The organism is Bradyrhizobium sp. 76 (genome assembly GCF_023073025.1).
Taxonomy (GTDB): domain Bacteria; phylum Pseudomonadota; class Alphaproteobacteria; order Rhizobiales; family Xanthobacteraceae; genus Bradyrhizobium.
On the sequence record NZ_JADPIS010000035.1, the window covers coordinates 293,671 to 314,895 of the forward strand.

Consider the following 21,225-nt stretch of genomic DNA (forward strand, 5'->3'; position numbering starts at 1 on the left):
CTCACTGCGGACAGATGTACCCCGTCCCTGCGGGGGACTTGAAGCAGCCGACCGACTCGGGGAGCACCTGCCGCGGCAGCCACAGCACCACGCTCGGGAAGTAGATCGCGAACGCGATCGTCCCGAGGAAGACCAGATAGATCGGCAACGCGGCGCGTAGCGCCTTTGCGAAACTGACGCCGACGAATTTCGACGCCATCAGCAGCACCAGGCCATAAGGCGGCGTGATCAGTCCGAAGGCGAGCGTGGCGATCAGCACCACGCCCATGTGAACGGCGTTGATGTCGCCGGCTTCCGTCAGCGTGTTGACCAGCGGCATGAAGATGATGATGGTCGGTACCGGTTCGATGAAATCGCCGACGACCGTGAACAGCAGCACCATCAACAGCATGATCAGGTGTGGATCGTTGCCGGCGAGCGAGGTGATGACTTCGGCGATGTAGCTTGCACCGCGCAAATAGGCGAGCATCCAGCCGAACGCATTGGCGGCGCCGATCGTGATCAGCGGCAGCGAGAAGATCAGGCCTGCGAGACAGAAATCGTACGGAATCTTGCTGATGTGCCCGCGGTTGAGCGCGGGGATCACGACCACGACAATCCAGACCACGGCAACGACGCCGGCTTCCGTCGGCGTGAACCAGCCGGTCAGGATGCCCCCCAACAGGATCACGGGGATCATCAGCGGTAGCGCCGCATCGCCGGCCGCGAACACCACCTGCCGCAGCGGCGCGCGCGGCTTGCGCAGGCCGGACGGACCGAAGAAATAGCAGTAGATCATCAAGCCGAAGCCGATCATCAGGCCCGGCACGACGCCTGCCATGAACAGGCCGGCGATCGAGACGTTGCCGACCGCGCCATAGACCACCGCGGTGATGCTCGGCGGCACCAGTGCCGCAATCGTCGAGGCGGATGCGATGATGGCGGCGATGAAGGCGGGCTCGTAGCCCTCGCGTTTCATCGGGCCGCCCAGCGCGCGGCTCATCACCGCGACGTCGGCGGTGGTCGAGCCCGACATTTCCGAGAAGAACATGCTGAAGACCACCACGACCTGCGACAGGCCGCCTCTGATGTGGCCAACCAGGGAAACCGAGAGGTTGGCTATTCGAACCACCACATTCGCCGAGCTCATGAGCTCGCCGACCAGCAGGAAAAAGGGGATCGCCAGCAGCGCCTCGGAATCGACGCCGTCGAAGACTTTCTGAATGATCGCGGCGAGCGAGACGTCCGACAGGAGCGCGCCGATGAAGACGCCGGCCATCAGCGAGAACGGCACGGGCACGCCGAGATAGCCGAACGACAGGAAGCAGACCGTCATCAACGCCAGAACGATGGGTGCGCTCACGGCTGCGCCCTCATCTGTGCGTCGGTGATGACAGGCGCCCCGTCATCCTCTTCGGGCGGCTCGGGGTGGTCAAAGCCGTTGCGCAGACCGTTGACGAGCTGCTCGATGGTGAACAGGCCGACCAGCACGCCGGAGAGCGGAATGATCGCGTAGAGCGAGGCGATCGGCGTGCCCGACGGCAGGCGAAAACTGCCGAAGCCGCGAAGATAGTTCTGATAACCGTACAAGATCAGGCAGAAGGCGACGCCGAGCACCACGATCCGGATGATGATCTCGACGATCAGACGCGGCGTGCCGTGCATCGCCTCGGAGATCGCGGTGAGATAGAGGTGGTCGTTGCGCCGGGTCGCAGCCGCGGTGCCGACGAAGATCGCGTAGATGAACAGCGTCGACGTGACTTCCTGGAGCCATAGCCAGGGATGGCCGATGGTACGGGTGACGATGTCGGCGGTCACCGACAGCGAGAAGCCGAAGCAGAGCACGCCGCAGAGGATCATCAAGGCGAGCTCGAGCCAGTCGAGCCCGCGCCATTTGAGGTGACGCTGGCGTTGCACCAGCAGTTTGTCGGCGATGGTCATCACTATCCCCGTCGTCCCGGCGAAAGCCGGGACCCATACCCCCAGCTGCGTGTGGTCAAAGCAAGCTGGCGGCTATCCTGCCCCAAGCTCCGCCGCGGCGTATGGGTCCCGGCCTTCGCCGGGACGACGCGGAGGCAACGCTACGCGGCCTAATTGATCGAGCGGATCAAATCCTTGATCTTCTCGGCGTGCGGGCCGAGCTCCTTGGCGAGCTTGCCGAGATAGGGATCGGCGACCGCCGTGAAGGTCTTCTTGTCGACGTTGTCGACGATCTTCACGCCCATCTTCTTCAGCTTCTCTGCGGCGGTGCGTTCGAGGTCGAAGGCCTTCTGCGGCTCCTTGGAGCTGACCTCGTTCCCCGCTGCCTGCACCCAGCCCTTCTGCTCGGCCGACAGGCTCTGCCAGAGCTTGTCGGAGATAAATACCAGCGCGTTGTTGGCCTCGTGCTCGGTGATGTTCAGGACCGGAGCGACCTCGTAGTGCTTGTTGACGAGGTAGACGTTGATGCTGTTCTCGGCGACGTCGACGACGCCGGTCTGCAGGCTCGTGTAGACGCTGCCGAACGGCATGTGCACGGTCTGGGCGCCGTAGGCCGGGAACATGGTGTCCTCGGTCGCGGTCGCCTGCACCCGGATCTTCAGGCCCTTGATGTCGCCGACATTGTGGATCTCCTTCTTGGAGTACATGTGGCGCACGCCCTGCGAGCCGGTCGCGATCACATGCAGGCCCTGTGTGGTCTCGTCGATCATGGTCTTGAGCGCCTCGAACACTTTTGGATCGGCCAGACCCTTGACCACGTGGTTCTCGTCGCGGAACAGGAAGTGCAACGACATCACGCCCGCTTGCGGCGAGATCGTCGCGGTGTTCGCCGAGGAGATGATCGCAAATTCGACGTCGCCCGCCTTCACGAGCTGGAGCACCTGCGGTTCCTGCCCGAGCTGCGCACCCGGATATTGATCGATGATCATGGTGCCTTTGCTCAATTCCTTGAGCTTTTCGGCAAAGAGGTCGCCCGCGATGGAATAGCCGGTATTGCGCGGCTGGTCGTAGGCAAAGCGATAATGCTTCACCTCCTGCGCCGATGCGCCCGTGACGAAAAGAACAGCGGCCGTTGCCGCCAGCCCAAACATGGATCGTGCAATCATCGTTTCCCCCTGTTTTAACGCCCGCCGCTTGTGCGGTCTGGGCTACGCTTCGGGTGGTTGATCACCCACTCTTGGTTTTCTGCTCAGTCTTCTTCCCAGTCCTCTGCATGAAATCGAAATCGCAGCCCTCGTCGGCCTGCATGATGGTCTCGTTGAATAGCCAGGCATAGCCGCGCCGCGCCTCGTCCGGCGTAGCCGCGGGTTTCAACGCGCCGCGCCGCCGTTCGAGCTCGGTAGCATCGACGAGAAGCTCGATGCTGCGCTTGGCGACGTCGAGGCGGATCATGTCGCCGTTCTGCACCAGCGCCAGCGGCCCGCCCACGGCGGATTCCGGCGTGATGTGCAGCACGATGGTGCCGAACGCGGTGCCGCTCATGCGCGCATCCGAAATGCGCACCATGTCCTTGGTACCGCCACGCGCGAGCTTCTTCGGGATAGGCAGATAGCCCGCCTCGGGCATGCCGGGCGCCCCCTTGGGGCCGGCGTTGCGCAGCACCAGCACGTCATCGGCGGTGACGTCGAGATCGGGATCGTCAACCCGGAGCGTCATGTCCTCGACGGATTCGAACACCACCGCACGCCCGGTGTGCTGCAACAGTTTCGGGCTTGCAGCCGACTGCTTGATGACCGCGCCGCGCGGGGCGAGATTACCGTGCAGGACGGCGAGGCCGCCTTCCTTCTTGATCGGATTGTCGCGCGGACGGATCGCGTCCTGCCCTGGCACGTCTTCCGCGTTTGCCGCGATATCTCGCAGCGTCTGGCCGGTGATCGTCTTCGCATCGAGATCGACGAGGTCACCAAGCTGCGCCAACAGTTTCGGCACGCCGCCGGCGTGATGAAAATGCTCCATATAATGCTCGCCGGACGGCTTCAGATCGATCAGCACCGGAACCTCGCGGCCGATTTGATCGAACACTTCGAGATCGAGCCGGTGCGGCGAGCGATGCGCCATCGCGGTCAGATGGATCAGGCCGTTGGTCGAGCCGCCGATGGCCTGGAGCACGACCTGGGCATTCTTGAAAGACGCCGGCGTCAGCACCTCGCTCGGCTTTGGACCCTTGGTCTTGGCCATCTCGGCGGCCACCCTGCCGCTCGCCTCGGCAAGCCGAAAGCGCTCCGCATGCGGGGCGGGGATCGTCGCGCTCATTGGCAGCGACAAGCCCATGGCTTCGATCATGCAGGCCATGGTGGAGGCCGTGCCCATCACCATGCAGGTGCCGACCGATGGTGCGAGGCGGCCGTTGACCGCCTCGATCTCGACATCGTCCATTTCGCCGGCGCGATACTTGCCCCAGAGACGGCGGCAATCAGTGCAGGCGCCCAGCACCTCGCCCTTGTGATGACCAACCACCATGGGGCCAACGGGAATGACCACCGTCGGCAGATCGGCGCTGATCGCGGCCATCACCTGCGCCGGCAGTGTCTTGTCGCAGCCGCCAATGACGATCACCGAATCCATCGGCTGGGCCCGGATCATCTCCTCGGTGTCCATCGCCATCAGATTGCGCAGATACATCGAGGTCGGATGCGCAAAGCTCTCGGCGATCGAGATAGTCGGGAACACGAACGGCATCGCGCCCGACAGCATCACGCCGCGCTTGGCGGCCTCGATGATCTGCGGGACGTTGCCGTGGCAGGGATTGTAGTCGCTGTAGGTGTTGGTGATGCCGACGATCGGGCGCTCGAGCGCGTCGTCGGAATAGCCCATGGCCTTGATGAACGCCTTGCGCAGAAACAGCGAGAAGCCGGCATCGCCATAGCTCGTCAGCCCTTTGCGCAACCCACTCGTCATCATACCACTCCCATCATCGGGTCATTGTCGTACAGCCTGCCCCTTGATTGTCAATAAGGCAGACGTCAAACTTGGCATTTTCGCCATTGGCGCCCTCGTAACGACCAAATTATTGACAATCTGAGCCTTGCCTGCTCCACAGTACGGACCGGCCAAGCGCCGGGAGGCCGAGGGCATGTCCGACACTCACACCGAAGAAGCCATGACGGTCCGGCGCGACGATCCGGACGACATCGTCGCGCGGCTCGAGGAGGACATCATCTTCGGCCGGCTCGCGCCAGGCGCGCGCCTCACGGAAGACGCGCTGATGTCGGCTTACGGCACCTCGCGGCACTTCGTGCGCCAGGCGCTGGTGGATGCGGAGCGCCGCGGCATCGTCCGCCGCGAGAAGAATGTCGGCGCCACCGTGCGGTTCTACTCGGCCGAAGAGGTCGGGCAGATCTACGAGGTCCGGGAGATGCTGACCCGGCAGGCGGCGTTGATGATCCCCCTGCCCGCTCCGCAAGGCCTGATCGACGAGCTCTCCGCATTGCAGCGGCAATATTGCGCGAGAGCGGATTTGCAGGACCTGCGCGGCATCCACGAGGCCAACGACGCCTTCCACCTCGCGCTGTTCTCGGCCTGCGGCAATCCCTATCTGGTGCGCTCGCTGCAGGACTACATGAACCTGACGTTGCCGATGCGCGCCAAGAACCTCGCCGACCGAGACGGCCTCGCGCAATCACAGCGCCAGCACGAGCTGATGATCGAGCTGTTGAAGGGCCGTGACAGCTGGGCGCTGGCGCAGCTGTGTGTGGATCACATGCAGTTCAGCAAGAAGGATTACCTGGCGCGGATTGCGGGTGAGCAAGCCGAACAGCAGGGCCCGCGTTCATAGATGGGAGACGTTCGCTTCTCGCGGTGCTGCAGTTTACGCGGTAAGGGCGCGCTGGAGTGCCCGCAATTGCAGGCCGCACGAGCCCATTCGGGCAATAACGCCCGCAGTCCATGACTTCTGGGGAACCTATGGTCGGCTTGGTACTTGGTCTTGCACCAATCCCCCACCATAGGAGCTGCCATGATTTGCCGTTTAGTAGGAGCCGCCGCTGTTGCCGTCGCCGTCCTGCTTCCCGTAACGACCCAGGCCCAGGGCGTTCCCGGAGGCGTCGAACGCGGTGCGCGGGATGGTGAGCGAGCGGCAGGGCCTGTCGGTGCAGTTGTGGGTGGCGTCGTCGGCGGCGTCGTTGGCGGCGTGGCGGGAGTCCTTGGCGTCGATCAACGTCCTCGCTTTCACTCCTACGTCGTGGAACAGCGGCGGCCCTCATATCAGTACCGCGAGGATGTGAGAGTCGGGGCGGTTCTTCCGGAGGAGGGCGTGACCTATTACGAGGTGCCACCCGAGTACGGCGCCCGTGAGTATCGTTACACGGTGGTGAACGGTCGCACGGTTCTGGTCGAACCGCGAACCCACCGGATCGTCGAGATTGTCGAATAACAACCAAGGGCCGTCTTTCGAGACGGCCCTTTCGTTTGCGCAGATCTAAATCCCTCAAGTCCCGGTTCAGTACCGCCTCAGCAGACCGCGATCCACGCTGGCATCGCCATAGTCGACGCAGGCTCTCTTCGGGTTTCTGATCAGATCGGTCCGGACGCGCCTGAACGTTTTGGCGGCCGCGTCGGACACTTCGGGGCGAAATTTACCGGGATCGGAGGTCTCGCCATCGCGGGCCTTGATGGCCGCAGAATAGGCCTCGATCATCGCCATCGCGGCATCCGTGCTGCCGAGAAGTCGGGCGCCGAGCTGGACACTGCCGGCACCATTGACTTCGTAGCCGACACATCGTTGTTCGAGCACCGCGGACGCGGTGACGAGCTGGTCGAGGAACGTCGCCTCGGCGTCGCTGAGCATCGCGGCTCGCGCCGGTCCCGACATAATCAGCGCGAGCAGTACGACGGCTGCCAATTTGCTTTTCATTGTGATCAAGGCACCGAATGCCGAATTGCGATCGCGCAGATCGAGAGCCAGATAACCAGAGCAACGTTGATCTAGATCAATGGGCCGGGACGGCCAAAGCGAAGGCTCGGGACCTTGTATGCGCTCGCCCTGTGGGGAAAACGATTCAGCCGCCGTTTGGCTTGACCAACCGCACCACAGCAAGCGGCGTCGCCAGCTCGCAGGCGCGAGACATCGAAGCGGATCAATGCATGGCGATCATTGGCGAGATCACACACACCACGACCTACCGCTACGCAAAGCCGGTTACGTTCGGCACGCACCGAGCGATGTTCCTGCCGCGGCGCGGCTCCTCGACCCGACTGCTTCGTTGGTCCGCTCGGACCAGCCTGCCATCAAAGGTGCATTGGGTCACCGACTCCCGCTCCAATGCCGTGACGGTGATGGAATTCAGCGAACCCGGCAGCGAACTGACATTCACGTTCAAGGTTCGCGGCATCTATTTCGGCATTAAGGGTCTGGAGACGTTTCCGCTGGAGCCCCGGGCCGAAGAGGTTCCCGTGCAGTATACCCCGGACGAATGGACCGACCTTGCAGGTTACCTGCGTCCGCATGTCGACGATGCAGACGGCAGCCATGCGAGCTGGACCAAGAGCTTTGTCGCCGGCGATCAGGACCGGACCGTCGACGTGCTGCGCCGTATGCTGGGCATGTTCCGCAGCGAGTTCAGCTATCGCGGAAGAGAGTCCGAAGGCACCCAACCCCCGAGCGAAACACTGCGCACGAGATCAGGTACATGCCGGGACTTCGCCTGGTTGATGATCGAGACCTTGCGTCGGCTCGGCTTCGCATCCCGCTTCGTCAGCGGCTATCTCTACGACGCGGCGCTCGATGGCGGCGCCGTCGGCATGACCGGCTCCGGCGCGACCCACGCGTGGGTGCAGGTGTTCCTGCCCGGTGCCGGCTGGCTGGATTACGACCCAACCAACAGCCTGAGCGCCGGCTTCGACCTGATCCCCGTGGCCATTGCGCGGCATCCGGGCCAGGCCGTGCCGCTGGCCGGCTCGTGGTTTGGCGACCCCGGCGACTACCTCGGCATGTCGATCAACGTCGCCGTTAACAAGATCGGCGAAATGCTCGATCCTTCGGAGGGATAGGATGCCGAGAGATAGGCGCGGCGGTCACTTCCTCTCCTGACGCTGCTTGACCACCTCATTTTTCTCGGCGGGCAGACAGCCCGAGCAAGACAATCGGCAATCGCTGACCATGGTGCTTGATCGCAACAACACGAGGGAACGTGCGGCGCTCGACTCTGCCTCCGCCCCATTTGAGCTCCTGAAGAGCAGGATCCGACAACTTTATGAAGGCGACACTTTCGGCTGCATAAGATTCCGATATGGCTTGCTCGTGCTTGATATCGTCACGGTTCTATTCATCATTGCGACGTCGTTCCTGCCTCGCAACAGGGCTATTGAGTCGCTCGATGTTGTGTTCGGTGTCTTGATCCTTGCAGACTTCTCCGCACGGATGATCATCAGCCGTCAGCCGCTGCGTGACCTTGCGCGACTTTCGACCTGGACCGACATCATCGTCATTGTTTCGTTCCTTGCACCACTCACAGGAGAAGCCGGCGGCTTCCTGCGCGCATTTCGAACATTGCGACTGCTGCGCGACTACCAAATGGTGGCACGTCTGCGGGTCGACAGCCCCTTCTTTCGGCGAAATGAGGAAGTCGTCTTTGCGGTCGCCAACCTCGGGGTGTTCATTTTTGTGATGACGGGGATCGTCTACGAGACCCAGAGGTCTCACAACAATCAGATCGCCCACTATGCCGACGCGCTCTACTTCACGGTCACGGCGCTAACGACGACCGGCTTCGGTGACATCACCCTGCCCGGAACTGTCGGACGCCTGATAACCGTCGTCATCATGATCTTTGGCGTGACCCTTTTCCTGAATCTCGCCAAGGCATTGCTCGCGCCCTCCAAGGTACGCTTCCCCTGCGCTGTCTGCGGTCTGCAGCGCCACGATGTCGACGCGGTGCATTGCAAGGCCTGCGGGACCGTGTTGAACATTCCCGATGAAGGCGCGGACTAGGCCCATGCCGGCCCGAGTGCCGGGACAGGCATTAAAACTGTTTGTCAAGCCATCGAAATTTCGCAAAGCCGGAAATAGATAGGGGCCGGGCTCCGGCGCCACGTCCCGCGTCCTCATCCATCTCCCTCCCGAACGAAATGCCATGACGGAACAAACTCTGACGGAGCCGATCGCCGAGCGGCAAGCGCCACCTCGCGGCTTCTCGCGCTACCAGGCGGTCCTCGTCGCGCTGCTGGCGCTGGTCCAGTTCACGATCATCATCGATTTCATGATCATGTCGCCGCTCGGCGCCATCATGATGCCGGCGCTCGATATTTCCGCCGCCCAGTTCGGCGTGGCGGTCTCGGCCTATGCGTTCAGCGCGGGAATTTCCGGCATCCTGGCGGCCGGCTTTGCCGACCGGTTCGATCGCAAGCGGCTGCTGTTGTTCTTCTACGCCGGCTTCACGCTTGGCACGGCGCTTTGCGCGATCGCGCCCAACTATCACCTGTTGCTGCTGGGGCGGATCGTGACCGGCCTGTTCGGCGGCGTGATCGGCTCGGTCGTGCTCGCCATCGTCACCGATCTGTTTGGGCTGCAATTGCGCGGCCGCGTCATGGGTTTCGTGCAAACCGCCTTCGCTGCAAGCCAGGTGCTGGGCATCCCGGCCGGTCTTTTCCTCGCCAACCAGTGGAACTGGCATGTCGCGTTCGGCGCACTGGTCGGCCTGTCGGTGATCGGCATGGCCGCCGTGATGTTCCTGATGAAGCCGGTGAACGGCCATCTCGGGCTGAAGCAGGATCGAAATCCGTTCTGGCATCTGATCGCAACAATCTCGCAGCCGCGTTATTGGATGGCGTTTTCGGTGACGACCCTGCTGGCGACCGGCGGCTACATGCTGATGCCGTTCGGCAGCGCCTACACCGTGCACAATCTCGGCATCGACATCGTGCATCTGCCGACGATCTATCTCGTCTCCGGCCTGTTCAGCATTGTCATCGGCCCCTTGGTGGGACGCGCGAGCGATGCCTTCGGCAAATACCCGACCTTCGTCTTCGGCAGCGCCGTGTCCATCGTCATGGTGCTGATCTACACCCATCTCGGCGAGGTGAGCCTGACGGTCGCGATCCTGGTCAATGTCCTGATGTTCGTCGGCATCTTCTCCCGCATGATCCCGTCGCAGGCGCTGATTTCCGCAATCCCCGAGCCGGCGCAACGCGGCTCCTTCAGCGCGGTCGGCGCGTCGCTGCAACAGCTCTCCGGCGGGCTCGGCTCCGTGCTCGCTGCCGCGCTCATCGCGCAGGACGCCGACGGCACGCTGCGGCATTTCGACCGGCTAGGATACGTCGTCGTGACGACGGCGGTGATTTCCCTGATCCTGATGTACTTTGTTCAGCGACCCATCGCGGCCCAGGCCGGCAAACGCGTTGTCTAGGGCGTCGATTCCGACGCCCTGGATTTGCGAATGCGCTCCTACCGCTTATTCCAATCGATGATGCGACTTTTGTCGCCGTCGAACTCGTTGCTGCAGAACGCGCCGCCCTGATAGTGATCGCCGACCGGGTCGGGCTTCAGCTTGGCTTGCTCGGCCATCGCATGCGCCACGTGGTCCTCGGAGCGCCCCGTGGGGCGGTAGCCGAACTCGTAGGCGCGGTGGTTGTCCCACCACGCGCGTTCGTTCAGGGACACGCCGTAGAAGATCTCGAAATGAATGTCGGGATGCTCGAGCCCGATCTGGCAGAGCTGCACCAGATCTTCCGGCTTCAGCCAGATCGAGATCCGGCGGAGGTCCAGCGGTACGTCGCCGAAATTGCCAATGCGAAGGCAAGTCACCTTCAGGCCATGCTTGTCGGCATAGAGCGCGCCGACCGCTTCGCCGAACACCTTGCTGACGCCATAACGGCCGTCGGGGCGCGGGGTCACGTCGGTGCCGATCTTGTGGTGACGGGGATAGAATCCGACGGCATGGTTCGAGGAGGCGAACACCACGCGCTTGACGCCCTTGCGATACGCCGCCTCGAACAGATTGTAGCCGCCGATGATGTTGGCCTGGAGGATGTCGTCCCAGGGGCCTTCGACCGAATAGCCGCCGAAATGGATGATGCCGTCGACGCCCTCGCAGATCGCCTCGCACTGCGCCATGTCAGAGAGGTCCGCCGCCTTGAATTGTTCGTTGGGGCCGAGATCGGCCGGCGGGCGGATGTCGCTGAGCAGCAGGTCCGGATAGATCGGCGGCAGCAATGTCCGCAGCCGCGTGCCGATTCCACCCGAAGCTCCCGTCATCAAGATGCGCATGTCATTCCTCGTCTTTGGCGACCGATTTGCCGTCACGTGTCTCTAATGATAGCTGGATTGTCCAGAGGGAACGAAACGAGAGAACCAACATGAATGAGGCACCGTCCCACACTCAAGGCTGGCGGCCGGCGACGTATTACCCCGATCCGGCGATAAAAGCACTGGACCCCCGCTTCGAAAAATACTGGTTGAAGCTCTCGGCGGTGGAGCGGCTGACGACCGGCATGCGCTGGGCCGAGGGTCCGGTGTGGTTCGGCGATGGTCGTTATCTCCTGTGCAGCGACATCCCGAACCAGCGCATTATCAAATGGGAGGAGGAGACCGGTGCGGTCTCAGTGTTCCGCAAGCCTTCCAATTTCGCGAACGGCAACACCAGGGATCGCCAGGGCCGGCTCGTCACCTGCGAGCATGGCGGCAGACGCGTCACCCGCACCGAATATGACGGCGATATCACCGTGTTGATGGATCAATTCAACGGCAAGCGGTTAAACTCACCGAACGATGTCATTGTTAAATCGGACGGCTCGATCTGGTTCACCGATCCGACCTTCGGTCTGCTCGGCAATTACGAGGGCTACAAGGCCGAGCCGGAAATTGATCCGAACGTCTATCGGCTCGATCCCGCGACCGGCAAGGCGACCATCGTTGCCGAAGGCGTGCTCGGGCCGAACGGGCTGTGCTTCTCGCCGGACGAGAAAATCCTCTACGTCGTGGAATCACGCGGCGTGCCGAACCGCAAGGTCCTCGCCTATGACGTCTCGGCGGATGGCACCACGATCTCGAACAAGCGCGTCTTAATCGACGCAGGCCCGGGCACGCCGGATGGCATGCGCTGCGACATCGACGGCAATCTCTGGTGCGGCTGGGGCATGGGCGATCCCGAACTCGACGGCGTCGTGGTGTTCGCGCCCGACGGCGTCATGATCGGCCGCATCGCCCTGCCCGAGCGCTGCGCCAATCTCTGCTTCGGTGGCGTCAAGCGCAATCGCCTGTTCATGGCCGCGAGCCAGTCGATCTACGCGTTGTATGTGAACACGCAGGGCGCGGTCGGGGGATAGTTACTCCTCTCTCCATCGTCATTGCGAGCGAAGCGAAGCAATCCAGAGTCTCTCCGCGGAAGGAGGCTGGATTGCTTCGTCGCTGCGCTCCTCGCAATGACCATGGAGCAAAATAAAACGCCGGAGCGGTTTCCCGCTCCGGCGTTTTGTTCACCCAGGCGCTAGAGATTACGCCGCGTTGAAGCCCGCAACGGCCTTCACTTCGAGGAAGTCCTCGAGGCCGTATTTGCCCCATTCGCGGCCGTTGCCGGACTGCTTGTAGCCGCCGAACGGCGCGGTGCGATCGTTGGGCACGCCCTGCAGATTGACGTTGCCGGCGCGGATCTGGCGGCCGACGCGCTTGGCATCCTCGACGGACGCACCCGTGACGTAGCCGGCAAGCCCATAGGGCGTGTCGTTGGCGATGTGCACCGCCTCGGCTTCGTCCTTGGCGCCGATGATGGTCAGCACCGGTCCGAAGATCTCTTCGCGGGCGATCGTCATGTCGGGGGTGACGTCGGCGAAGATGGTCGGTCGGACATAGAAGCCCTTGTTGACGCCCTCGGGCAGGCCCGGGCCGCCCGACACGAGCGTTGCGCCCTCGTCGATACCCTTCTTGATCAGCCCCTGGATCTTGTCCCACTGGCCGCGGTTGACGACCGGGCCGATGGTGGTGCCTTCGGCGCGCGGATCGCCCGCCTTGGTCTTGTCGGCGACGGCCTTCGCGATCGCGGCGACTTCCTTCATCTTCGAGGCCGGCACGATCATGCGCGAGGGCGCGTTGCAGGACTGGCCGGAGTTGTTGAACATGTGCATCACGCCGCCGGTCACCGCCTTTGTGAGGTCGGCGCCTTCGAGGATGACGTTCGGCGACTTGCCACCGAGCTCCTGGCTGACGCGCTTCACGGTCGGTGCCGCACGCTTGGCCACGTCGATGCCGGCGCGGGTCGAGCCGGTGAACGAGATCATGTCGATATCGGGGTGCTCGCTCATGGCGGCGCCGACCTCGGGGCCGAGACCGTTGACGAGGTTGAACACGCCCTTCGGCACGCCGGCTTCATGAAGGATTTCCGCAAAGATCAGCGCCGAGGTCGGGGTGAACTCCGATGGCTTCAGGATCATGGTGCAGCCGGCGGCGAGCGCGGGCGCGACCTTGCAGGCGATCTGGTTGAGCGGCCAGTTCCAGGGCGTGATCATGCCGACCACGCCGACCGGCTCGCGCAGCACCATGGCGGTGCCGACCGGTTCCTCGAAATGATAGTTCTTGAGCACGTCGAGCGTGGTCATGAGGTGGCCGAGGCCGGCGCCGGCCTGGAGCTTTTCGGCCATCGGCAGCGGCGCGCCCATCTCGTCGGAGACGGCGGCACCGATCTCCTTGAGGCGGCCCTTATAAATCTCGATGACTTTCGTCAGCAGCGCGACGCGCTCGTCACGGCTGGTCTGGGAGAACGTCACGAACGCGCGCTTGGCGGCGGCGACGGCTTTGTCAACGTCGGCCTTGGAGCCCAGCGCAACCTCGTACATCGCCTCTTCCGTCGCCGGATTGACCACGGCGGTGGACTTCTTGACGGCGGGATCGACCCAGGCGCCGTCGATGTAGAACTGCATGCGATTGACCATAGTGAACCTCTTCTTGGGGGCTTGGAGGGGGCGTTTCGGCAGGCATCCTTGCACGAAAGCGCCGGCAATTGAACCCGCCATATGCGGGGCCAGCATTGCGGCGGACGGAGGTTATATGAGCCGATGGCGGAAGGGTGGCAAGGTCTCGCCTCACTCACGATGTCATCCCGGCCTAGTGCGCAATTGCGCACTAGGCCGGGATGACGAATTAAACCGCCATCTTCCGATGCAGCACCGGCGCGCCCGTGGTGAGGCTTTCGGCCGCATCGATGATGGCATTGGCGTCGATGCCGTGGTGGCGGTAGAGGTCGGCGATGGTGCCGGTCTGGCCGAACTGCTCGACGCCGAGCGCCTCGACGCGATGGCCGCGGACGCTGCCGAGCCAGCCCAGCGCCGCCGGATGGCCATCGATCACGGTCACGATGCCGCACTCGCGCGGCAGCGGCGCGAGCAGCTTTTCGATGTGGCTGAGATGCTGAACGCCGCGCCGATCACGGCGCAATTTCCGTGCGGCGGTCCACCCCGCATGCAGACGATCCGCGGACGTGATCGCGAGCAGGCCGATGTCGCGCCGGCTCTCGCCGATGAAGCCGGTCGCCTCGATCGCTTCCGGCGCAACTGCGCCGGTATAGGCGATGACGGCTTCGGCATTGGGGCCCGGCTTGCGCAGCCAATAGGCGCCGTCGGTGATGCCCTCTGCAAGCTCGGGTGTCATGATCCGCTGCGCCTGCTCGATGCTGCGCGTCGACAGCCGCAAATAGACCGAGCCGCCCTCGCCCGGATCGCGCTGCATGTGGTTGAAACCCCAACCCATGATCACGGCGAGCTCGTCGACGAAGGCCGGCTCGAACGAGGCGAGCCCATCCTGCGCCATGCCGATCAAAGGCGTTGCGATCGACTGGTGCGCGCCGCCTTCGGGTGCCAGCGTGATGCCCGACGGCGTCGCCGCCACCATGAAGCGGGCATCCTGGTAGCAGGCATAGTTCAGCGCATCGAGACCGCGCTCGATGAAGGGATCGTAGAGCGTACCGACCGGCAGCAACCGCTCGCCGTTGATCTGGTGCGACAGGCCGAGCGCCGAGAGCATGATAAACAGGTTCATCTCGGCGATGCCGAGCTCGAGATGCTGGCCCTTGGGCGAGAAATCCCAGTTGAAGGTGGATGGAATTTTCTCGCTGCGGAATAAGTCGGCCTTCTCGCCGCGCGCGAACAGGCCACGCCGGTTCACCCACGGACCAAGATTTGTTGAGACGGTGACGTCGGGGGATGTCGTGACGATGCGCTTGGCGAGTTCGCTGTCGCCACGCGCGATCTCGTTCAGCACCAGCCCAAACCCCTGCTGGGTCGACATCTGCGGCGCCGGCTTGAAGGCGAGCTGCGACGGCACCTCGATCACAGGCGCGGTGAGCCGGCGGCCGTCCTGGTTGAACGGCACGCGCGCGAGGAAGGCGTCGAGCTCGGCGGCACTTTGCGCGAGACCCTCGTATTTGTCCCATTCGTGTCCGGGCCGGATGTTCTGGCTGTCGCGATATTTCTCCATCTGCGCGACCGTCATCAGGCCGGCGTGATTGTCCTTGTGGCCCTGGAACGGTAGGCCGACGCCCTTGATGGTGTAGGCGATGAAGCAGACCGGGCGATCGTGATCGATGGATTCGAAGGCGTCCAGCATGCTCGCGATGTCATGGCCGCCGAGGTTCGACATCAGCGCCAGCAGCTCGTCGTCGCTCCGCTTGTCGATCAGCTTGGTGATTGGGCCCTGATCGCCGATCTCGTCGTGAAGATATTTGCGGAACGCAGCGCCGCCCTGGAAACACAATGCGGCGTAGAGCGCGTTCGGGCAATTGTCGATCCAGCGCTTCAACGCCTCGCCGCCAGCTTCCGCAAAGGCCTCGCGCATCAGCCGGCCGTATTTCACGATCACCACGTCCCAGCCGAAATTGCGGAATACGGTCTCGAACTTTTCCCAGAGACCTTCGCGGACGACGGCGTCGAGCGACTGCCTGTTGTAGTCGACCACCCACCAGGTGTTGCGCAGGCCGTGCTTCCAGCCCTCCGCGAGCGCCTCGAAAATGTTGCCCTCGTCCATCTCGGCGTCGCCGACGAGCGCAATCATCCGCCCTTCGCGGCGATCCTTCATCCAGCCATGCGCCTTGACGTAGTCCTGCACCAGCGAGGCGAACAGCGTCTGCGCAACGCCGAGGCCGACCGAGCCGGTGGAGAAATCGACGTCGTCGACGTCCTTGGTGCGCGAGGGATAGGACTGCGCGCCCTTGAAGCCGCGGAAATTCTCCAGCTTCTCGCGGCTCTGCCGGCCGAACAGATACTGGATGGCGTGGAACACCGGGCTCGCATGCGGCTTCACCGCGACGCGATCCTCGGGTTTCAGCACGTGGAAATACAGCGCCGACATGATGGTGGCGAGCGAGGCCGACGAGGCCTGATGTCCCCCGACCTTCAGGCCGTCCGCATTCGGGCGGATGTGGTTGGCGTGATGGATGGTCCATGACGACAGCCACAGCGCCTTGCGGGCGAGCGCGGTCAACGTGTCGAGGCGGGCGGTATCAACGGGCATGGCAATGCTCCCGGAAAACAGGTGCCCGATGATACTCCTGCGGGACGCGCCAAACTTCTCAATTTTTCGCGCAATACCGGCCAATATCGGGATAGATTACCAATCAATCGATAAAAACGACAGGTTCATCCCAATGACCGCCCTCGACGCCACCGACCGAAAAATCCTCAGCTACCTCCAGAACGACAGCCGGCTGACTATGCAGGAACTGGCCGACAAGGTCGGGCTGTCGGTGTCGCCCTGCCATCGCCGCGTCAAGCTGCTCGAGGAACGCGGCGTCATCTCGCGCTACATCGCGACCGTCGACCAGAAGGCGCTGGGGCTGCACGTCAGCGTCTTCATCTCGATCAAGCTGGCGCGGCAGAAGGAGGAGGACCTCAACCGCTTCGCGCGCGCGATCTCGAAATGGGACGAGGTGCTGGAATGCTATCTGATGACCGGCAACCGCGACTATCTCTTGCGCGTGGTCGCAGCCGACCTCGCCTCCTACGAGACCTTCCTCAAGACCAAGCTGACCCGGCTCGACGGCATCGCCTCGATCGAGTCCAGCTTTGCGCTCAGCCAGGTGAAGTATTCGATCGCGCTGCCGGTGTAAGGCATCACCGCCACGGCTGCACGATGATCTTGGTGTGCGCCTCAGGATTGGCGAGATCGGCGAAAGCCTTTGCGACTCCGTCGATGCCGATCTTGGCCGTCACCATCGCCGCCGCATCCACCTGCCCTTCGGCGATCAGGCGCAGTGAGGCTGCGAATTCGTCGGGCGTGTAGCCGAGCACATACTGAACGTTGAGCTCCTTCATGATGCCGAGCATGGGCTCGCTCCTGTCGCTCTCCATGCACACACCGACCACGACGATCCTGGCATCGCGCGGCGCGCCTTCGAACACCTGCTGCAACAGCCCGGGCACGCCGACGCATTCGAAGATGATCGCGGGCTTCAGCGCGGGCAGCATCGCCTGCAAAGGCGGCCGCGCCGCCTTCTCCGCATCCGACATTTGCGCATGCTCGGCCCAGGTCGCATAGGGCTGCGACACCCTTGGATCCACGACGATATCGGCGCCGAGTTTTGCCGCAAGCGCGCGCCGCGCCGGCGAATAGTCAGCGGCGACGATCGGATGCAGGCCCTTGAGCTTCAGCGCCGCAATCACCGCGAGCCCGACCGGTCCGCAGCCGATCACGAGCGGGACCTCGCCGCCACGGATGTTGGCCTTGGCGACGGCGTGAACGCCGACCGCGAGCGGCTCGGTGAGCGCGGCATGCTCCGGCGCGAGACCGTTGGGCACCTCGAGCAGCAGCGCTTCGCTCAGCAGCATCGCCGCGGCGTAGCCGCCAATATTGTCGTTGGAATAGCCGATGCCTTCAATGCCCTGCGGCGTCACCAGGGCCGGCAGCGAGCAGACGCGCGTGCCCGGCTTGAGCTTGCGCACAGTCCCCGGGCCGAAGTCGACGATCTCGCAGCAGAACTCATGGCCGAACACGACGTCGCGGGCGAGGTCCATCGGCTTGCGCCCGGTCTTTCGCGCCATCTCCACCATGCGGTGGGCGTGCTGGCGTGCGTGCAGATCGGAGCCACAGATGCCGCAGGCGAGCGTCTTGACCAGCACCTGGCCGGGGCCCGGCTTTGGCTCGGCCATCCGGTCGACGACAATCTCACCGTTCCTGAAAATCGCAGCGCGCATCCGGCTCCTCCCGTCTTGTTGGAGCCGTTGATAGCACGAAGCGGCCGCGTGAACTTGCGTCAGGGGTTCGGGGAACGCTCTTCCATGATCAGGAGCTGGGCGCGACGGATGCGCTCGCGATGGGCGATGTAGAGCCCGCTGGCGACGATGAAGGCTGCACCGGTGACGGTCCAGACATCAGGCACTTCGCCGAACAGGAAGAAGCCCAGAATGCTCACCCACAGCAACTGCGTGTACGAGAACGGCGCCAGCACCGAGGCATCGCCGTAGCGATAGGCCAGCACGATGATCCACTGGCCAACGGTGGAGGCAACGCCGATCACGATGCCGAGCCCGATCGCGGTCCAGGTCGGCGTGACCCAGACGAACGGGACCATCAGAGAGAGGATCGCAACGCCCGTCAGCGCCGAATAGGCCATCGTGGTAAGGACGGCTTCGCGTCCGCTCATCATGCGCGTCAGGATCAGCGCCGCAGCCCAGCAGAACGCCGAGACGATCGGGAAGAACGCGGCGGCGTGAAACGCGCTGGAGCCCGGGCGCAGGATGATCATCACGCCCGTCAAGCCGATCGCGGTGGCGATCCAGCGGCGCATGCCCACCTTCTCGCTCAGGAACACGATCGAGAGCGCGGTGACGAACAGCGGCGAGACGAAGCCGGTCGCGGACGCTTCCGCGATCGGCAGGAAGCTCAGGCCGGTGATGAAGAACAGCGAAGAGCCGAGCAATGCCGCGCCGCGCATCAGCTGCAGGCCGAGGCGCTCGGTGCGCATGGCATGCAGCGGCGAGCCCGGCAGCATCACCGGCGTGAACATCAGCGCGAACGTCACGAAGCGGATCCAGGTGATCTCGATCGACGGCAGGCTCGACGACAAATATTTCGCGGTGACATCGGAGCAACCGAGAAAGATCGTCGACAGCAGCACCAGCGCGATGCCTTTGAAGGGATGATCGACGCGCGCGGGCGCGCGGCGCGCCTGCGGCTTCTTTTCCGGCATAGGCATGGGAATACTGTCGAGCCTTGCGGCTGCGGCGGGCGGCGGGGTCACGGCTGGAACCTAGAAAATGCGAATCGGGAATGATCGTAAAAAACGATAATTGCGCCGCTTTCACAACTTCCGAAAACAGGATGCCGATATGCGCTCACGTCCGCGCGCGTCAAGACTCCCTTAATATTAGGAGTTTGTGCACTACAGCATAGGCAGCCCGCGCGGCTTCGGACCGCGCGGAAACGCCGCATCGAGCGCCGCAATCTCGTCTTTCGTCAGCACGAGATCGCCGGCCGCGGCGTTTTCGCCGGCATGTTCCGCGGACGACGCCTTCGGAATCGCGAACACCGTAGTCGCACGGGTGAGGAAGCTCAGCGCGACCTGACGCGGCGTCGCGCGACGCGCCTCCGCGATGCGCGCCAGCACGGCGCCGGCTTTGCTGGTGCTCGCAGGGAAATCGTCGTGGCCGAACGGCGAATAGGCGACCACGGCGACACCATGCTGTTCGCACCACGGGATCACGGCGTGCTCGATCGCGCGTTCCTTCAGATGATAGAGCACCTGATTGCAGGCGATGCGGTCTTCGCCGGCGGCTTCGAGCATCTCGTCGAGATCATCGGCGTCGAAATTGGAAACGCCCCAGGATTTGATCTTGCCGGCCTTCACCAACTCCTCGAATGCGGCCACGGTATCCTCCAGCGGATACGAACCGCGCCAATGCAGCAGATAGCAATCGAGCCGATCGGTCTTCAGCCGCTTCAGCGAGCGCTCACAGGCGGTGATGGTTCCGCGGCGGGAGGCGTTGCTCGGCAGCACCTTCGACACCAGGAACACCTCGTCGCGGCGGCCCGCGATCGCATCCGCAATGACGAGCTCGGCATCGCCATACATCTCGGCGGTGTCGATGTGGGTCATGCCGAGATCGAGCCCGCGTTGAAGCGCCGCGATGGCCCGCTTGCGATCGCCATGGTCGAGATACCAGGTGCCCTGCCCGATGACGGCGACGCTGGCGCCGGTTTTGCCGAAGGGTTTCGTGTTCATAATTGCTCCGATACCGCTCGTTCGTTCAGCCAACCGCCATCGAGCTCAAGAGTTCAATACGCCGATGTCGGCGACCAATACGCTACCGGTGGCAGACTCCGTGATATAGAGCCGATCTTTGTTCGCGCCACCGATCGCGACATTGGTGCAATTCGGCCCCGCGCACGACTTGACCCGCGCGATCAATTCGCCGTTCGGCGCGAACACGAAGACATGGCCGAGCGAGGCGTGACCCACGAACAGCCGGCCCTTGGCATCCATGGTCAAGCCATCGGGGCCACTGGTACCGAACAGCGAGCAGAAGCGGCCGACCTTCGACACGCTGCCGTCCTTCATGAACGGCAACCGCCACACCGCGTTGTCGCGCGTCATCGCGACGAACAGCACGGTCTCGGTTGGGTCGAGCACCAGACCATTTGGGCTGATACCGGTGTTAACAAGGCAATCCAGCCGGCCGCCTGGCGTCAGGCGATAGACACGGCCGCTGGGGTCATGCAGGCCGGTCTGACCCTGGTCGGTGAAATAGATGTCGCCGTTGGAAGCGAGATGCAAATCGTTGCAGCCGCGGAAGGACTCCGAGTTGCGCGAGGTCAGCACCGGCGCAATGCGGCCTGCCTCGGCGTCAAACGCCATGATGCCGTGCCTGTAATCGGCAACCAGGATGCGACCGTCCGCCGCGATCTTCAGCCCGTTCGGCCAGCCCTCATATTCAATCGCCAGCGACCATTCGCCGTCAGGCGCAATGCGGAAGATGCGGCCGAAGGGAATGTCGACGATGTAGAGATTGCCATCTTTGTCGAACGACGGGCCCTCGATGAAGGAGTCCGTCGGCACGCCCGGCCGATTGGCATCGGCCCAATCCGTCCGCTCGCCCTTGCGGCGGAATTTGTCGGGCATGGCGGAGAAGAGCCTGGTCTCAATCAGGCGCGGCGGCGTTTCCAGGTACATCATTGTTGTTTTGCGCGTTGAGGGCGAGAGCGCGGCACCATAGGGCACAATGGGGCGTGCGTCGATTGGGCTGAGGCGTAGCGCCCCGCCCGCTGTCATTCCCCGCGAAAGCGGGGAATCCAGTACGCCGTGGCCTTACCGCTTGATCACAGGCGTCTCGGCGTACTGGATCGCCCGGTCA

The 21,225-nt window shown here is 63.4% G+C and carries 19 protein-coding genes; 7 read left to right on the plus strand and 12 right to left on the minus strand.

Features of this window, described 5'->3' with window-relative positions; genetic code table 11:
* Position 1: 1 nt before the first annotated feature.
* The 4 genes from IVB48_RS09165 to IVB48_RS09180 all read right to left on the minus strand — a co-directional run bounded on the left by IVB48_RS09165 (position 2) and on the right by IVB48_RS09180 (position 4,857).
* Positions 2–1,342: a TRAP transporter large permease gene (locus IVB48_RS09165; RefSeq protein ID WP_247399584.1), complete on the minus strand. Its 1,341-nt coding sequence runs from the start codon at positions 1,340–1,342 to the stop codon at positions 2–4.
* The gene (locus tag IVB48_RS09170; RefSeq protein ID WP_247399586.1) at positions 1,339–1,920 is read right to left on the minus strand and encodes a TRAP transporter small permease subunit; all 582 of its coding nucleotides are present in this window, start codon (positions 1,918–1,920) and stop codon (positions 1,339–1,341) included. The genes IVB48_RS09165 and IVB48_RS09170 overlap by 4 nt, the downstream gene beginning before the upstream one ends.
* A gap of 149 nt (positions 1,921–2,069) precedes the next feature.
* The gene (locus tag IVB48_RS09175) at positions 2,070–3,065 is read right to left on the minus strand and encodes a TRAP transporter substrate-binding protein (RefSeq protein ID WP_247399588.1); all 996 of its coding nucleotides are present in this window, start codon (positions 3,063–3,065) and stop codon (positions 2,070–2,072) included.
* Between the two features lie 61 nt (positions 3,066–3,126).
* A complete protein-coding gene (locus IVB48_RS09180) occupies positions 3,127–4,857 on the minus strand; it encodes an IlvD/Edd family dehydratase (protein ID WP_247399590.1) in 1,731 nt (576 codons plus the stop codon).
* A 175-nt stretch (positions 4,858–5,032) separates the two neighbouring features.
* Between IVB48_RS09180 and IVB48_RS09185 the strand changes: the two genes are divergently transcribed.
* Positions 5,033–5,734 (plus strand): GntR family transcriptional regulator, encoded by a 702-nt coding sequence (locus IVB48_RS09185; RefSeq protein ID WP_247399592.1) that lies wholly within the window; start codon positions 5,033–5,035, stop codon positions 5,732–5,734.
* Positions 5,735–5,914: 180 nt separating this feature from the next.
* Entirely contained in the window at positions 5,915–6,331 is a 417-nt protein-coding gene (locus IVB48_RS09190; RefSeq protein WP_026233295.1) for a DUF1236 domain-containing protein, read from the plus strand.
* 66 nt (positions 6,332–6,397) lie between these two features.
* Here the strand turns inward: IVB48_RS09190 and IVB48_RS09195 are convergent, their stop codons facing one another.
* The gene (locus IVB48_RS09195; RefSeq protein ID WP_346658978.1) at positions 6,398–6,811 is read right to left on the minus strand and encodes a hypothetical protein; all 414 of its coding nucleotides are present in this window, start codon (positions 6,809–6,811) and stop codon (positions 6,398–6,400) included.
* A gap of 230 nt (positions 6,812–7,041) precedes the next feature.
* Between IVB48_RS09195 and IVB48_RS09200 the strand changes: the two genes are divergently transcribed.
* From IVB48_RS09200 to IVB48_RS09210, 3 genes are all read left to right on the plus strand, one after another.
* Entirely contained in the window at positions 7,042–7,947 is a 906-nt protein-coding gene (locus IVB48_RS09200) for a transglutaminase family protein (RefSeq protein WP_247399594.1), read from the plus strand.
* 109 nt (positions 7,948–8,056) lie between these two features.
* A complete protein-coding gene (locus tag IVB48_RS09205) occupies positions 8,057–8,887 on the plus strand; it encodes a potassium channel family protein (RefSeq protein ID WP_081747937.1) in 831 nt (276 codons plus the stop codon).
* 142 nt (positions 8,888–9,029) lie between these two features.
* Complete coding sequence (locus IVB48_RS09210; protein WP_247399595.1) at positions 9,030–10,301, plus strand: MFS transporter; 1,272 nt, start codon at positions 9,030–9,032, stop codon at positions 10,299–10,301.
* Between the two features lie 38 nt (positions 10,302–10,339).
* Here IVB48_RS09210 and IVB48_RS09215 read toward each other — a convergent pair whose 3' ends face one another.
* Positions 10,340–11,161 carry an NAD(P)-dependent oxidoreductase gene (locus IVB48_RS09215; RefSeq protein WP_247399596.1) on the minus strand — a complete coding sequence of 274 codons (822 nt, stop codon included), beginning with the start codon at positions 11,159–11,161 and terminating at the stop codon, positions 10,340–10,342.
* 89 nt (positions 11,162–11,250) lie between these two features.
* Here IVB48_RS09215 and IVB48_RS09220 point away from each other — a divergent pair, with 89 nt between their 5' ends.
* The gene (locus IVB48_RS09220; protein ID WP_247399597.1) at positions 11,251–12,219 is read left to right on the plus strand and encodes an SMP-30/gluconolactonase/LRE family protein; all 969 of its coding nucleotides are present in this window, start codon (positions 11,251–11,253) and stop codon (positions 12,217–12,219) included.
* A 168-nt stretch (positions 12,220–12,387) separates the two neighbouring features.
* On the opposite strand, the gene IVB48_RS09225 is transcribed toward IVB48_RS09220, so the two are convergent.
* Entirely contained in the window at positions 12,388–13,818 is a 1,431-nt protein-coding gene (locus tag IVB48_RS09225) for an aldehyde dehydrogenase family protein (RefSeq protein ID WP_027568850.1), read from the minus strand.
* A gap of 208 nt (positions 13,819–14,026) precedes the next feature.
* Entirely contained in the window at positions 14,027–16,390 is a 2,364-nt protein-coding gene (locus tag IVB48_RS09230) for a transketolase (protein WP_247399598.1), read from the minus strand.
* 133 nt (positions 16,391–16,523) lie between these two features.
* On the opposite strand from IVB48_RS09230, the gene IVB48_RS09235 reads away from it, so the two are divergent.
* The gene (locus IVB48_RS09235; protein ID WP_247399599.1) at positions 16,524–16,985 is read left to right on the plus strand and encodes an Lrp/AsnC family transcriptional regulator; all 462 of its coding nucleotides are present in this window, start codon (positions 16,524–16,526) and stop codon (positions 16,983–16,985) included.
* 4 nt (positions 16,986–16,989) lie between these two features.
* Here the strand turns inward: IVB48_RS09235 and IVB48_RS09240 are convergent, their stop codons facing one another.
* The 4 genes from IVB48_RS09240 to IVB48_RS09255 form a co-directional block, all read right to left on the minus strand.
* Positions 16,990–18,069, minus strand: a complete 1,080-nt coding sequence (locus IVB48_RS09240) for a zinc-binding dehydrogenase (protein WP_247399601.1) — start codon at positions 18,067–18,069, stop codon at positions 16,990–16,992.
* 59 nt (positions 18,070–18,128) lie between these two features.
* A complete protein-coding gene (locus IVB48_RS09245; RefSeq protein WP_219682786.1) occupies positions 18,129–19,070 on the minus strand; it encodes a DMT family transporter in 942 nt (313 codons plus the stop codon).
* A gap of 186 nt (positions 19,071–19,256) precedes the next feature.
* Positions 19,257–20,096, minus strand: a complete 840-nt coding sequence (locus IVB48_RS09250) for an aldo/keto reductase (RefSeq protein ID WP_247399602.1) — start codon at positions 20,094–20,096, stop codon at positions 19,257–19,259.
* Between the two features lie 45 nt (positions 20,097–20,141).
* The gene (locus tag IVB48_RS09255; protein ID WP_247399999.1) at positions 20,142–21,044 is read right to left on the minus strand and encodes an SMP-30/gluconolactonase/LRE family protein; all 903 of its coding nucleotides are present in this window, start codon (positions 21,042–21,044) and stop codon (positions 20,142–20,144) included.
* Between the last annotated feature and the right edge of the window lie 181 nt (positions 21,045–21,225).